This is a genomic window from Allobosea sp. 05T439 (genome assembly GCF_056396005.1).
Genome location: NZ_JBFTKP010000018.1, coordinates 111552 through 126232, shown reverse-complemented (window position 1 = coordinate 126232; position 14681 = coordinate 111552). Strand labels below are relative to the sequence as shown.

At 66.0% G+C, this 14681-nt stretch carries 13 protein-coding genes; 8 read left to right on the top strand and 5 right to left on the bottom strand.

The window, feature by feature from the left end:
* A partial coding sequence (locus AC1DIO_RS21065) for an integrase core domain-containing protein (RefSeq protein WP_476854034.1) occupies window positions 1-323 on the top strand: 323 nt, incomplete at its 5' end.
* Here the strand turns inward: AC1DIO_RS21065 and AC1DIO_RS21060 are convergent.
* Window positions 320-1387, bottom strand: a complete 1068-nt coding sequence (locus AC1DIO_RS21060; protein ID WP_476854033.1) for an isocitrate/isopropylmalate dehydrogenase family protein — start codon at window positions 1385-1387, stop codon at window positions 320-322. The two genes, AC1DIO_RS21065 and AC1DIO_RS21060, sit on opposite strands and share 4 nt — an antisense overlap.
* Before the next feature lie 2 nt (window positions 1388-1389).
* The gene (locus AC1DIO_RS21055) at window positions 1390-2808 is read right to left on the bottom strand and encodes an MmgE/PrpD family protein (RefSeq protein ID WP_441505605.1); all 1419 of its coding nucleotides are present in this window, start codon (window positions 2806-2808) and stop codon (window positions 1390-1392) included.
* Window positions 2809-2929: 121 nt separating this feature from the next.
* On the opposite strand from AC1DIO_RS21055, the gene AC1DIO_RS21050 reads away from it, so the two are divergent.
* The gene (locus tag AC1DIO_RS21050) at window positions 2930-3616 is read left to right on the top strand and encodes an FCD domain-containing protein (RefSeq protein WP_441505606.1); all 687 of its coding nucleotides are present in this window, start codon (window positions 2930-2932) and stop codon (window positions 3614-3616) included.
* Here AC1DIO_RS21050 and AC1DIO_RS21045 read toward each other — a convergent pair whose 3' ends face one another.
* The 3 genes from AC1DIO_RS21045 to AC1DIO_RS21035 all read right to left on the bottom strand — a co-directional run bounded on the left by AC1DIO_RS21045 (window position 3617) and on the right by AC1DIO_RS21035 (window position 7669).
* Window positions 3617-5347: an ABC transporter permease gene (locus tag AC1DIO_RS21045; protein WP_476775277.1), complete on the bottom strand. Its 1731-nt coding sequence runs from the start codon at window positions 5345-5347 to the stop codon at window positions 3617-3619.
* A gap of 111 nt (window positions 5348-5458) precedes the next feature.
* On the bottom strand, window positions 5459-6520 hold the full coding sequence (locus AC1DIO_RS21040; RefSeq protein WP_476854032.1) for an ABC transporter substrate-binding protein: 1062 nt from the start codon (window positions 6518-6520) through the stop codon (window positions 5459-5461).
* 54 nt (window positions 6521-6574) lie between these two features.
* A complete protein-coding gene (locus AC1DIO_RS21035) occupies window positions 6575-7669 on the bottom strand; it encodes an ABC transporter ATP-binding protein (protein WP_441492158.1) in 1095 nt (364 codons plus the stop codon).
* Window positions 7670-8020: 351 nt separating this feature from the next.
* Between AC1DIO_RS21035 and AC1DIO_RS21030 the strand changes: the two genes are divergently transcribed.
* The 6 genes from AC1DIO_RS21030 to AC1DIO_RS21005 all read left to right on the top strand — a co-directional run bounded on the left by AC1DIO_RS21030 (window position 8021) and on the right by AC1DIO_RS21005 (window position 14679).
* Window positions 8021-8722 carry an FCD domain-containing protein gene (locus AC1DIO_RS21030; protein ID WP_441505608.1) on the top strand — a complete coding sequence of 234 codons (702 nt, stop codon included), beginning with the start codon at window positions 8021-8023 and terminating at the stop codon, window positions 8720-8722.
* A 32-nt stretch (window positions 8723-8754) separates the two neighbouring features.
* Window positions 8755-10197 (top strand): MmgE/PrpD family protein, encoded by a 1443-nt coding sequence (locus AC1DIO_RS21025; RefSeq protein ID WP_441505609.1) that lies wholly within the window; start codon window positions 8755-8757, stop codon window positions 10195-10197.
* A gap of 95 nt (window positions 10198-10292) precedes the next feature.
* Window positions 10293-11255, top strand: a complete 963-nt coding sequence (locus tag AC1DIO_RS21020) for a tripartite tricarboxylate transporter substrate binding protein (RefSeq protein WP_476854031.1) — start codon at window positions 10293-10295, stop codon at window positions 11253-11255.
* 49 nt (window positions 11256-11304) lie between these two features.
* Window positions 11305-11802 carry a tripartite tricarboxylate transporter TctB family protein gene (locus AC1DIO_RS21015; RefSeq protein ID WP_441492161.1) on the top strand — a complete coding sequence of 166 codons (498 nt, stop codon included), beginning with the start codon at window positions 11305-11307 and terminating at the stop codon, window positions 11800-11802.
* Between the two features lie 10 nt (window positions 11803-11812).
* Window positions 11813-13309: a tripartite tricarboxylate transporter permease gene (locus AC1DIO_RS21010; protein ID WP_441492162.1), complete on the top strand. Its 1497-nt coding sequence runs from the start codon at window positions 11813-11815 to the stop codon at window positions 13307-13309.
* A complete protein-coding gene (locus AC1DIO_RS21005) occupies window positions 13306-14679 on the top strand; it encodes an MmgE/PrpD family protein (protein WP_441505611.1) in 1374 nt (457 codons plus the stop codon). Before AC1DIO_RS21010 ends, AC1DIO_RS21005 begins: the two co-directional genes overlap by 4 nt.
* The last annotated feature ends 2 nt before the right edge of the window (window positions 14680-14681 follow it).

Genomic DNA, 14681 nt, shown 5'->3' with positions numbered 1-14681 from the left:
CCGTCGCGCGCGTCATGACCGACAACGGCCCCTGCTACAAAGCCCATGCCTTCCGCCACGCCTGCCGCGAGCTCGGCCTGCGCCAGATCAGGACCAGGCCCTACACCCCCAGGACCAACGGCAAGGCCGAACGCTTCATCCAGACGGCGCTCCGCGAATGGGCCTATGCCAGACCCTATCCCCACTCAGATCGCAGAGCCGAAGAGCTGCCGCGCTGGCTCCATCATTACAACTGGCATCGCCCCCACGGCGGGATCCAGGCCAATACCCCCATCAGCAGACTCGCTCTCGACGAGGACAACCTGTTGACGCTCCACATCTAACCGATCGCCCTGGTGATCGCCTCGGTCATGCCACGGGTGCCGGTGGTGCCGCGGATGTCGCGCGTGCGCGTCTCGGGCCCCGAGAGCGCGGAGCGGATCGCCGCTTCCATCGTGCGTGCGGCCTCCACCGCCTGCGGCAGGGATCGGACCCGGCCGAGATGCTCGATCAGCATCCGAGTCGACTCGATCATTGCATAGGGATTGGCTACGCCCTTGCCGGCAATGTCGGGCGCCGAACCATGCGTCGCCTGCGCCATGGCGAGGCCGCCCTCGCCGATGCACAGGCCGGGCGCCATGCCGAGCCCGCCGACCAGCCCCGCGGCTTCATCGGTCAGGATGTCGCCGAACATGTTCGTCGTCACCACAGTGTCGAAGCTCTGCGGATCGCGCACCAGGCGCATTGCGAAGGTATCGACGATCACCTCGTCGATCGTGACATCGGGATAATCCTTCGCCGCCTCGTAGCAGCTCTCCACGAACATGCCKCAGCCGAGCTTGAACACCGTGTTCTTGTGCACGAGCGTCAGGCGCTTGCGCCGCGACCKGGCGATGTCGAGCGCGGCACGGGCGACCTTGCGGCTGCCCCTGCGCGAGATGACGCGCACCGAGATTGTCAGGTCGTCATTGGGCCGGAACTCGCCCGAGCCCATCACGACATTGCGGTCCGGCTGGAAGCCCTCGTTGTTCTCGCGCACGATGACGAGGTCGACATCGTCATAGATGCAGCCGATGTCGGGGTAGGATCGCGTCGGGCGGACATTGGCGAACAGGTCGAAATGTTTGCGCAGGATCGGATGCGGATTGATCGCGCCCGGCCCCTTCGGATAGGCCTGATGACCGATCGGCCCGAGGATGAAGCCGTCGAAGGTGGCGAGCGTCTCCAGCGTGCCATCCGGCAGCGTCGTGCCGTGGCTATCGAGCGCGGCGCGGCCGATAGGCATGGGCCGCCAGTCGATGGCGAGTCCGTGCCGGGCGGCCGCTGCGCGCGTCACCTCGACCGCAGCCGGGACGATCTCGTGGCCGATATCGTCCCCGTTGAGGACGCCGATGGTGAGCTTCGCCATGGTCAGAGCCGCAAAGACGCCATCAGGCGCTCGATCGAGGGCAGAGCGTCCAGGTCGCGCACCATGGCGATCACGTCCTCGATCCGTTCCCGGCCGAGACTGGCGAAGCCCGCGGTCTCGCGGAACTTGTCCGAGACCTCCTCGTAGCTCATCGGGTTGGCCGGACTTCCCTTGCCGAAATCGGCTCGGCCCGAGATGGTCCGGCCATCTTTCAGCGTAATGGCGATGAGGGTCGTCATCTTGTCGTAACCGGCGGCCTCAGCCTCATCGTCCACCACGAAATCGACCCGCTCGATCATCGCCTTGACGTCGGCGCGGTTCACCACCGCGTCGGTGAATTCCGCAAGGCCGGCCTTACCCTCGATCAGGAGGATCGCCATGCAGAACTCCATCGAGAACTTGGCCTGGAGCTCGTTGGTCGGCCGATGGTGGATCAGCGCGTTGGGCATGTTGTGGTTGGTGCCGACGCGGACCCGCTCCACCGCGTCCGCGGTGATCCGGTTCTCGCGGATGAGACGCAGCATCTCGGTCATACCCGGATGGGTCAGCGAGCCTGAAGGATGCGGCTTGATCGAGATGCCGGGCGCCGCAAAGGTCCAGGGCGCCCCGAGCTGGTTCAGGATGGCGCCCTCGTCATAGCCGCCGCCGGCAGCCCGGAAGAAGCCGCGCGGCGCCTCCAGGATCTTGTCCGTGGCGCTCCAGCCATATTCGGCGAACTGAGCCGCCGCGACGCCGCTCTCCGACGAGCGCCCGGCATGGAAGGGCTTGGTCATCGTGCCGAAATTCTCGCGCAGTCCGGCCGACTGACTGCCGGCGATCGACAGCGCGCGCAGGGTCTGGTCGAGGTCGAGCCCCATCAGCCTGGCGCTGGCCGCCGCAGCCGCGAAGGTGCCGCAGGTGGCCGTGGCGTGGAAACCGGTCTGGTAATGTCGCGGGTTGATCGCCTCGGCGATCTTGCACTCCACCTCGACGCCAAGATGGTAGGCGAGCATCACATCGCGCCCGCTGGCACCCTTCGCCTCGCCCATGGCAAGCGCCGCCGGCAGCGCAGGTGCGGTCGGATGGGTGAGGAGCCCGTAGACCCGGTCCTTGGCCACGGCAAGCTGGGTATCGTCATAGTCGTCGGCGTGAATGCCGACGCCGTTGGCGAAGGCCGCGAAGCGCGGCGCGACCTTCAGCCGCGAGCCGATGACCGTGGCCGGTCCGCTCGCCAGGTTCAGATCGGCGAGATGGCGGCGCACATAGTTGCCGCTATGGGCGACCGAGCCCGACAACGCCAGCCCGAGCCCGTCGAGGATCGATTTCTTGCCGAGTGCGACGACATCGCCGGGCAGATCCGCCGGCGACGCATCGCAGATGAAGGACGCCACATAGCGCGTCAGACCGTTATCCGCGGGCGAAAGGTTATCGGGCGTCTTCATGGCGTCCTCCAGGCTAGCCATCAGCCTCTAATTGTCTTTTGCCGATTGTCAACAGTTTAAGATCCAATGGCGTTGCCCGGCTCCGACTGATAGATTGGGCCAATCACACGGAACCCAGTGCATGAGCCTCGATATCGATTCCGCCCTGCAGCTTCGCCGCAACCAGTCCCTGACCTCGATCATCCGCCACGAGTTGGAGCAGATGATCGAACGGGGCGAACTGAGTGCCGGCGAGCGCCTCAACGAGAACGCGCTCGCCGCCAGGCTGGGTGTCAGCCGGGGGCCGATCCGCGAGGCATGCCGGGGACTCGAGCAGAGCGGGCTGGTGAACGTCGTGGTCAACCGTGGCGTGTTCATCCGCGCGCTCGACGGGCGCGAGGCGGCCGAGCTCTACGAAATACGGGCGGCGCTCTACGGTTTGGCAGGCAGGTTGCTGGCGCCCATCGTCACGGACGAGCAGGTGGCCATCCTCTCCGGCTATGTCGCGGAGATGGACGCCGCGATGGCAGCCGGCGACCTCAACAGCTTCTATCCCGGCAATCTGCGCTTCCACGAAGCCATCGTCGAATTCGGCGGCAATGGCCGCCTCGCAGCCGAATGCGCCGCCATCCACCGCGAGATGCACCTCCTGCGCCGCCGCACCCTCGATATGCCCGGCCGGATGACGACCTCGAATGACGAGCACCGCGCGATCCTCGAACGGATCGCGGCACGCGACCCCGCCGGTGCCGAGGCTGCACTGGAGGAGCATGTCCTGATCAGTCGCACCGCCTTGTTCGGCCCGCTCGGCCATTACCCGGACGCCTGATCAGCCGCGGACCGGCGCGACCTTCGCGCCGCCCAGGAGCGGCAGGCGGTTGGCGAGGAACACGACCGCGAACGAGACGATCAGCAGCATGATCCCGAGCACCGAGATCGCGCCGAGATCGCCGGATTCGTTGAGGTCGTAGATGATGACCGATACGAGCTTGGTGTCGGCGGTGGTCAGCAGGATCGTCGCCGAAAGCTCGCGGATCGTGCCGATGAACACGAAGCACCATGCCGCCACGACGTTTGAGCGCAACAACGGCGCGGTGATGGTGCGCAGGGTCGTCATCCGCGTCGCGCCGAGGATGCGCCCCGCCTCCTCGAGCTCGACATGCACGCTCTTGAAGGCGGACGAGAGTTGCTGGTAGCCCGCAGGCATCTCGATGGTCAGGAAAGCGATCAGCAGGATCCAGAGCGTGCCGTAGAGCGGCAATATCGGGCTGGAATAGCTGAGGAAGAGGCCGACGCCGAGGACGATGCCGGGGATCGCGACCGGCGCGGTAGCGAGATAGCCGAGCAGCGGAGCCCCGCGCGAACTGCCGCGCGTGACGAGATAGGCCACGACGAGCGCGATCGCCGTGCCGATGGTCGCGGTGAGGAAGCCGAGCAGGAACGTGTTGCGCAGCGCAAGTTGTGTCGCCGAGAACTCGAAGAACACGAACCAGATATGGTGGAGCGTGAAGCTCTCGAAGGTCAGCGGCTCCGCCACCGTGCGGGTGAGCGCGGTCTTCACCAGCGCGGCATAGGGCATCAGCACCGTCAGCGACAGGATAAGGAAGGTGAAGCCGAGCGCCAGCCATTTCCAGCGCCCGAGCACCGTGATGCGCGCGCTGCCGCTCTTGCCGCCGACCGTGGTGTATCCGCGCCGGCCAAGGATGCGCCGCTGCGTCCAGAGCAGCAGGATGGTGACGAGGAGCAGCGGCAACGCCGCCGCCGCAGCGAGCCCGGGCTTGGGCGGGTACTGGAACAGGCTCCAGATCTTGGTGGTGATGACGTGGAAATTCGCCGGTAGGGCGAGGATGGCAGGCGAGCCGAACATGGTCAGCGCCTGCAGCACCGCGATCAGCGAGCCTGCGAGCATGGCCGGCAGGACGAGGGGCACCGTCACCTTGCGCAAGGTCGTCCACAGGCCACCGCCGAGGATGGCGGATGCCTCCTCGAGTTCGGTCGGAACGCGTTCGAGCGCGTTCGTCACCAAGGTGAAGACATAGGGAAACGTGTAGCACGCGATCGCGAAGACGAGGCCGGACAGGGTGTAGATGTCGACGAGGTACTCGTATGGATCGAGGTCGAACAGCCAGCGATAGACGGCATTGATGATGCCGCTATTGGGCGCGGCCAGGATCTCCCAGGCGATGGCGCCGAGGAAGGGCGGGGTCACGAAGGAGGCCATGACGAGCCCGCGCACGAGCGTGCGTCCCGGCATGTCGGTGCGGGCCACGATCCAGGCGAGTGGCGTCGCGATGGCGCAGGACAGCACACCGACGCTGAGCGCCATGGTGATCGCCACGATGAACGGCCGGCGCAGCGTCGCATCGCTGACCAGAGCCCTGAAATTCGCCAGGCTGAGGCTGCCGGACTGATCGGTCACGGCGTAGTAGCCGAGCCATGCGAGCGGCAGCACGACCAGCACCGAAAGGATAACCGTGAGCAGCACGAAGATCGGCCGCGACCAGTCGATGGTGACGTGGCGTATGGGAACTCCGGACACGATCCCGGTTATCGCTGTCATGAGGATCTCCGTGCGCCGCCAGCGCGCGACGCGCCGGCGCCGGGTGCAGCTCTCGTCAAAGGGCGATGCACGGCGCGGAAGATCCGCGCCGTGGGGTCCGCGCGGAACGGATCAGGTGCCGAAATACTCTTCGTATTTCTTCTTGATCATCTCGATATTCGGCTCGAGCTTCAGCGGGTCGGAATAGAGCAGCTTGATCTTGGAAAGCGGCGTACGCGTCTCCTTCTCCTTGACGCGCGGGTGGAACGAGCGAAGCCCGCCGGAATCGCTGTTGAGCTGTTGTGTCTCCTGGTCGAAGAGGAAGGAGTAGAACAGCTTCGCGGCATTGGGGTGCGGCGCGTTCTTCAGTATCCCGCCATGACCGATGGCGATCGGCGTGCCCTCGGTCGCATAGACGATCTCGACGGGAACGCCGGACTCCTTGAGCATKAACATGTTGTATTCGTTGCCGTCGGCTTCGATCGAACGTTCGCCCTGGGCGAGTTTCTTCGGCGGCTCTGTCGATGACTGGACCTGCATGATGCGCTGCTTGCCGAGCTTCTCGAAGAACTCCCAGCCGAGCGCCTGACTGAGGACGTCCGTGCCGGTCATCACCGTGCCGGAATAGCCGGGATGGGCCTTGACGATGCGGCCGCGCCATTTCGGATCGAGCAGGTCGGCATGGCTCTTGGGCGCATCCTCCGCCTTCACCTGCTTGCTGTTGTAACCGATGACCGAGAGATGCGCGCGATAGGCCGCATAATAGCCGTCGGCATCCTTGGCCTCCTTCGGCCAGTCCTTCGCGACCTCGGCCGGCACGGCCTGGGCCAGCCAGCCATTGCGCTTGAACAGGACGAAATGCACCGCGTCGGAGGTTTCGACGACGTCGGCATTATGGATGGAGCTGCCATATTCCTGGCTGAGGCGCTGGAACACCCGCTCGGAACCGGAACGCTCGACCTTCACCTTGATGCCGGGATATTTCGCCTCAAACGCATTGCCGACCTTTTCCGAGACCGCCACGTCGGTCGCGGTGTAGAAGGTGACCGTGCCTTCTTTCTTCGCCGCCTCGATAAGCTCCGGCGTGACCTGATAGGGGGCCGGAGCCTGCGCCAAAGCGGGCATGCTTCCGAGAGCGGTCGAGAGCAGAAGGCCGGCCACCACGGATCGTCTGTCGAACATTGGGCGTGTCATTCTCGTTCCTCCTCATTGTTATGATGTTGGCGAGATTGCTTTCGCGCCCCCGGTTCAGCGGGCGAGAGCGCGGCAGTGCTCCTGTGGAAAGTGCAGCCAGACGGGTTGGCCGCGGTCGATGGCGAGGTGCGGTTCGGCAACCGTGCGGATCTGCGCGCCGCCGGGAAGTTCGATCAGGTAGTCGCGATGCGAGCCGAGATAGACCTGGCGCAGGACCGTGCCCTGCGCCCGGTTCGGCCCGTCGCCCTGCGGCTTGGCGTCCAGCACGATGTCATGATGGCGCACCGAGACGACGCCATCGCCGCCGGCCGAGAAATCGCCGGTGCCGCAGCGAAGCTTCAGCGGGCCGCACTCGACCGTATCGGCATCGAGCCACCGGCCCTTCAGGATGTTGGTGCCGCCGAGGAAGCGCGCCACGAATTCCGATTGCGGCCGCTCATAGATCTCTTCCGGGCTGCCCGCCTGCTCGATCCGGCCCTGGTTCATCACCACGATGAGATCGGCCGTGGTCATCGCCTCGGCCTGGTCGTGCGTCACATAGACGGTGGTGTAGCGATAGGCGTCGTGGAGCCGGCGGATCTCGAAGCGCATCTCCTCGCGCAGGTTGGCGTCGAGATTGGAGAGCGGCTCGTCGAGCAGCAGGATCTCGGGCTCGACGACGAGCGCGCGTGCCAGCGAAACGCGTTGCTGCTGCCCTCCGGACAGCTCTCCCGGATAGCGCTCGGCCAGCGGCTTCAACCGCGTGACGTCGAGGATCTTGTCGACGAGCCGCGCGATCTCGGCCGCCTGCATCTTCCGGAGGGACAGCCCATAGCCGATATTCTCGCGAACGGTCATGTGCGGCCAGAGCGCGTAGCTCTGGAAGATCATCGACATGCCCCGCCGCTCCGGCGGTTCGCTCCAGCCGGCCGACGAGATCGTGCGCCCGCCGACATGGATCTCGCCACCCTTGGGCGTGATGAAGCCGGCGATGAGGCGCAAGGTGGTCGTCTTGCCGCAACCCGACGGCCCGAGCAGGCAGACGAGATTGCCCTTCTCGACATTCAGATCGACGCGATCGACGACCGTCATCGCGCCGTACCGCATCGTCAGATCGGCAAGTTCCAGAAACGCCAATGCATCCTCCCAGACGCGATATCGCCTGGACATCCGGGGTCCGGGCTTCGTTTTTCTGGATCGGCGGCGAGCGGGTACGCCTGCTCCGCTATCCCAATTTTGATACGAGCTAAGGGCCAATCCTCAGGATTGTCAACAATAAGCATTCTACGATCAACCCTGAGCTGCACTTGAACGGTTGTGCAGTGGGCCGACCGGATCTCCGCGCCTAGGCGGCAGGCGGCAGATCCAAGCCTTAAGCCCAAGTCCCGATATCGGTCTCGGGAGGCGTGGATCTGCGCCGATCTGTTCCCTCCCCGGGACGCGCGACCACCTCATGAGAGCATGGTAACTCGAGAATTGCAAACTGTTGACAGTTTTCTGTAGACGCTGATATCAGAACCTATGACCATTCCAGACGATGCCCTGACCATTCTGAGGACCCGCTCGCTTTCGGGCGTGCTCGAACGCGAAATCGAGAGGGCGATCCTTGCCGGCGAGATTCCGCCGGGGAAGCGGGTCAACGAAAACCATCTGGCTATCCGCTTCGGCACCAGCCGCGGCCCGGTGCGTGAGGCGCTGCGGGCCCTTGAAGGGCTCGGCCTGGTCGAGCTGATCCCCAATCGCGGCGTCTTCATCCGCCAGCCGGCGGTCGAGGAGGCCATCGAGATCTACGACGTGCGCACGGTGCTGTTCGGTCTTGCCGGCAAGCTCCTGGCCGAGCGGGTCAGCGAGGCGGAGGTGGCGCGGTTGAGGGATTATCTCGAGCAGATGGAAGCAGCCGCGCGCCACCGCGACTTCGACCGCTACTACCCGCTCAACCTCGCCTTCCACGAATTCATCATCGATGCCTGCGGCAATGGCACGCTCGCCGCACAATATCGCGGGCTGGTCAAGAAGCTGCACCTGTTTCGTGCCCGCAGCCTGGTGCAGGGCGGCGGCCTGGAGGTTTCCAACTCGGAGCATCGCGAGATGGTCGAGGCGATCGCCGCCCGCGATCCCGAGCGTGCCCAGCGCGCCCATTCCGACCATGTCGCCCGCGCCAAGGCGCGCCTGCTCGCCGCCTACCGGAAGACCGAGGCGCAGCCCACGCGTCTGACCAGCTGACGATCTTCGTTCAAGAGAAAGCCGGATACGCCATGACCGAGCTCAACCACGTTACTGCCTCCGCTGTCGCGTTCATCGAGAGGGCGAGCTACGACGGCCTGCCAGCTGAGGCGCTGCGGATCGGCCGGCGCTGCATCATCGATACGCTTGGCCTCTACCTGGCCGGTGGACTTGAGGACTCGGTGCGCATGCTGGCGGCCGATGCGGCGGAAACCGGCGGCAAGGCCGAGGCGCTGCTGATCGGCCATGGCCATACCCGCGTTCCCGCGGCGCTGGCGGCGCGCGTGCTCGGCACTGCCGGCCATGCTCACGACTGGGACGACACCCAGGTTTCGAACGACCCGCGCCATGTCTACGGCCTGCTGACCCACCCCTCGGTGCCGCCGCTGACCGCCGCGCTTGTGCTGGCGCAACGCCTTGGCGGCGTTGACGGCAAGCGCCTCATGCTCGCCTTCCAGACGGGGTTCGAGGTCGAATGCAAGATCTCGGAATGGATGACGCCGCGCCATTATCGTCGTGGCCATCACAGCAGCGGCACGGTCGGCACCTTCGGCGCCGCCGCCGCCGCCGCGAAGCTGCTCGGTCTCAAGGGCGCTGAGGTGGCGCATGCCCTCGGCATCGCAGCGAGTTTCGCTGCCGGCATCCGCTGCAATTTCGGCACGATGACCAAGCCGCTTCATGTCGGTCGCGCTTCGGAAAACGGCGTCACCGCGGCCCTTCTCGCGGCACGCGGCTTCACCGCCGACCCGGCGGCCCTCGACGGCACCTGGGGCTTCTTCCAGGTGATGGGCGAGGGACTTTCGGAAGAGAAGCTGCCGCAGGGCTTCGGCGAGACGCTGACGATCGCTGAGCCCGGCATCAGCATCAAGCCCTACCCGTCCGGCATCCTGACCCACCAATCGATGGACGCGATGCTGGCGTTGGTGCTCGCGCATGACCTCAAACCCGAGCAGGTCGAGCGCATCCGCTTCTTTGCCGGCAGGAACATCCTCGAGCCGATCCGCTATCCGCTGGCGCAGAACCACCTCCAGGCCAAGTTCTCGATGCCCGCGCTGCTCTCGATGATCGCGCTCTGTCGCCGCGCCAGCCATCACGAGTTCAACGACGCGTTCGTGGCCTCGCCGGCGATGCAGGACATGCAGAAGCGCACCGAAATCCTCAACGACCCCGAAATCGATGCGCGCGGCTATGACAAGATCCGCTCGCGCATCGAGGTCGAGACCAAGGACGGCCGGACCCTCGTGCAATGGGCCGACGAGCGCTATCGCGGCGGCCCGGACAACCCGATCAGCGACGCCGATCTCGAAGCCAAGTTCCGGATGTGTGCCGAGGGCGCGATCACCGACGCCGCCCAGGACAGGCTGCTCGATCTGGCCTGGGGCGTCGACGCCCTGCCGCGGATCGAGATGCTCGTCGAGCAGCTCGTCTTCGACACCACGCCGGCAGTCCGGCCGCTGCGCAACGCCGCGCAGTAAGACGGCCTGGCGCGGAGAAGCCGCGCCGCCGCGCCAATCGAACGAGGCCTCTCCGAAGCAGGGAGGCCCATTCATCGATCTCAGGGAGAGAAACCATGCGACATCTGGCCATCGCCACAGCCGTCGCCACCAGCCTCTCGGCCTGGTCGGCAGGCGGCGCCGCCGCGCAAGCGCCGGTCGATTACCCGCATAAGGTGGTCACGCTCGTCACCCATTCGAGTCCGGGGGGCGGCAGCGACGTCTTCTTGCGCGAGATGGCCAAGCACCTGCCGAAATACATCAAGGCGACCTTCATCATCGAGAACGTGCAGGGTGGCAGCGGAGCCCGCGCCGTCTCGCGGCTGGCGACGGCGCCCGCCGATGGCAGCGTCTTCTACGCGACGACGCCGACCTACATCTACACCTCGCTGCTCTCGAAGACACAGCACGGCTACAAGGACGTCGAGCCGCTGGCGAACTTCTTCACCGACTCGGAGGTGATCTACACCMGCGCCGACGGCCCCTACAAAACCCTCAAGGACGTGATCGACAAGGCGCAGAGCTCGCGTGGGCGTTGGGGCGCGGCCAATCCGGCCTCGCTGGAGCGCCAGGCGGCCGAGCAGCTCAAGAAGGCGGCAGGCGTGTCCCCCGCCGTGGTCTCGCATGAGGGTGGCGGCGACCTGATGATCAACGTGCTCAACGGCACGCTCGATATCGGCATCGGCGAGATCCCGGAGATTCGTCCGCAACTCGAGGCCGGCAAGATCCGGCTGCTCGCGACCTTCGATGCCAGGCGTATGGAAGCCTTCCCCAACGTCCCGACGGTGAAGGAATCCGGCTACGCGATCGCGCTCGACAAATTCCGTGGCCTTGCCGGCCCCAAAGGGCTGCCGCCGGCGATCACCAAGATCTGGGACGAGGCCGTGCCGAAGATCCTGGCCGATCCCGAGTATCAGAAGGTCTACAGAACCGAGAGCCTGGTCGCGAACTTCATACCCCACGACCAGTACCAGGGCTTCGTCCAGAACTTCGGCACCGTCACCGAAGCCTTCCTGAGGGAGAACGGCGTCCTGAAGTGACGCCGCGCTCCAGCGACCATGTGCGCAACCCGTCGGGAAAGACCGTAGCATGAGCGGGCGAACAGCTCAGAAGGATCTGGCAGGCGGGCTCATCGTGCTCGCCATCGCGATCCTGTACTACCTCGGCATCAGCGACATCGCGGAGAGTTCGCTCGCCGACGATGTCGGCGCGGGCGGATTGCCGCGTATCCTCGCCTTCGCCCTGGCCGGGTTCGGCGCGGTCCTGGTGGCCCGCGCCATCATCGAGGGCGCGCTGGCGCGGGCGCCGAAGCCAGCCGCGATCGTCACTCAACCCGGTGATGACGACCCGATCGCGCCGCTGCCGCGCGCGCTCGGTTTCCTCGGCTTCGGTGCGGCCTATGTCGTGCTCGTGCCGATCATCGGCTACCTGCCCGCCATTGCCCTCCTGATCGGCGCGATCGCTCTCTTCGAGGGCGCGGCGGCGAACTGGAAAACCGCGCTGATCGCGATGGGCGGGGCCGTCGGCTACTGGGCGATCTTCGTCAAGCTGCTCGGCGTGCATCAGCCCTCCGGCTGGTTCTTCTAAGGGGACGATGATGCATTCGCTCGGAATCGCATTCGACCTCCTGTTCGGCTCGCCGATCATCCTGTTCTCGATCGTCGGCCTCATCTGGGGCATCATCGGCGGATCGCTGCCCGGTATCTCGGCCTCGATCACCATGGCCCTGCTGCTGCCCTTCACCTACGGCATGGCGCCGGTGCAGGCGATCGTGATGCTGGCCTGCACCTATATCGGCGCCGAATATGGCGGCTCGATCCCGGCCATCCTGATCCGCACACCCGGCACCAACTCGGCCGCCGCGACCGTGATCGACGGCTACGAGATGAAGAAGCAGGGCCGGGCCGGCGAGGCGCTGGGCATCTCGCTCTGGTCGGGCGTCATCGGCAGCCTGTTCGGCCTGGTCATGCTGATCATGCTGACCGAGCCGCTCTCCTGGGTCGCACTCGCCTTCAGGCCAACCTCCTATTTCGCGCTCGGCATTCTCGGCCTCAGCGTCATCGCCTCCATGACCAACGGCTCGCTGCTCAAGGGTCTCGCCGCGGCAGTCGTCGGGCTGATGATCTCGACCATCGGCACCGACCCGATCTCGGGCGTGACGCGCTTCACCTTCGGTAGCCCGGAGCTGCTCGGAGGCGTCGAACCCGTCCTGATCATGATCGGCATCTTCGCGGTCAGCGAGTTGATGATGCAGTCCGGCTCGCGAGACATTGGCGGCCTGCGTGAACAGGTCAAGGTCCGCCTGCCCAGCTTGAGCATGATGAACAGGCTCAAGCGCTCGCAGTTCATCGGCTGCCTGCTCGGCACATTCGAGGGGCTGACCCCGGGTGGCGGCGGTTCGATTGCGGCCTTCCTGTCCTATAACGAGGCCAGGCGCTGGTCGAAGGAGCCGGAGAAATTCGGCAAGGGATCGGAGGAGGGCGTCGCTGCGCCCGAGACCGCCAACAACACGGTGGCCAGCACCGCGTTGATCCCGCTTCTCTCTTTCGGCATTCCGAGCTCGAACTCGACTGCGGTGCTGCTCGGCGGCCTGCTGATCCACGGGCTGCTGCCCGGGCCACGCCTGTTCGAGCAGAATGCCGATGTCGTGGTCGGGCTCTATCTCGGTTCGTTCATCGCGACCCTGGCACAGATCGTCGTCGGCATCCTGCTGCTGCCCGTCTGCGTCTGGCTGGTGAACCGGCCCCGCGCCTATCTCGCCGGCTTCATCCTCGCCTTGATCCTGTCGGGCATCTACACGCTCAACACCTCGCTTGCCGATCTCGGCATCGCGCTCGGCATGGGCCTCGTCGGCTACCTGATGCGCCGCGCCGGGTATCCGTTCCTGCCGCTGATCCTCGGCGTCGTGCTCGGTCACATGGTCGAGTCGAGCTATCGCCGCTCGCTGCTGCTCTCCGGCGGTGACCATTCGATCTTCCTCGAAGACCCGATCGCGGTCGGCCTGCTGCTGGCATCGACCGTCTTCGTCACCCTCTCGCTCGTCCGCGAATTCCGTGACGCGCGCAATGCCAAGCTCAAGGATGCGCACGCGTGAACCACCAGACTTCGATCGCCGATGAGCCGGTCGCGCTGCGGCTCGCCAGCTTCGCCGCCCATGCGAGGGTGAGCCCCAAGGCGCGGGAGACCGTCCGCCTGCTGCTGCTCGACGTCGCCGGGCTTTGCGTCGCGGCGCGTGGCACCGACTATGTCCGCGCCGCCCTGGCCTCGACCGCGTCGTCGGGCAAGGCAACCGCGATCGGCCATGCATCGGGCCTGGGCCCCTATGACGCCGCGCTGGTCAACGGCACCGCGGCGCATGGCGAGGATTTTGACGATACATTCGAGGGCGGGCCGATCCACGCCGGCGCCGTGATCGTGCCGGCCGTGCTGGCGGCGGCGGAGCATCGCGGGTTGTCGGGCGAAGCCGTGCTGCGCGGTGTTGCAGTCGGCACCGAGCTGATGTGCCGAATGAGCCTGGTGACGCCGCAAGCGATTCACAAGGCCTGTTTTCACCCGACCGCGGTGATCGGCGCTCCCGCAGCTGCCGCCGCGGTGGCGAGCGCCCTCGGCCTGCCCCCGAAGCTGATCGCGCATGCCATCGGCGTCGCCGGCAGCCTGGCCTCCGGCATCATCGAATATCTCGCCGACGGCAGCTGGACCAAGCGGCTCCATGCCGGTGCGGCAGCGCAGGCCGGCATCCGGGCCGCCCTGCTGGCCGAGGCCGGCTTCCTCGGACCCGCAACCGTGATCGAGGGCCATCACGGTTTCTACCGCGCCTTCGCTCCGTCGAAGGCACCGGATTTCACGCCGCTCCTCGACGGGTTGGGCGAGAGCTGGGTGCTCGAGACACTCGCCTTCAAGCCCTATGCCTGCGGAACGATGACCCAGCCCTTCGTCGACTGCGCCATCGCACTGGCGCAGCAGGGTATCAAGGCGCAGGACATCGTCAGCCTCGAATGCGAGGTCGGCGAAGGCACGGTGCACCGGCTCTGGGAACCACTGGCGCTGAAACAGGCGCCGCCCAACGCCTATGCGGCAAAATTCTCGACGCCCTATTGCGTCGCCGTCGGTTTCATCGATGGCGGCGCCGGGCTTGGGCAATTCACCGAGGAGCGCGTGGCGGAGGCGAGCGTGCGGGCGCTGGCCGCCAAGGTGTCCTATGTCGTCAATCCAGAAGACGCGTATCCGCGCAATTTCAGCGGCCATATCAGGGCCACCCTCACGGATGGCTCGCTACGCGAGCTGCGTCAGCCGCACATGCGCGGCGGGGCGCATGAACCTCTTTCCGCAGGCGATATCCTGCAGAAATTCCACGACAACGCCGCCTTCGGGAGCTGGGCGCGCGAGCGCTCTGAGCAGATGGCCGCCGCGCTCGACACGCTCGTCGCCGGCGGCAGCGTCGACCTCTCGGCGGCACGGGGCTGAGC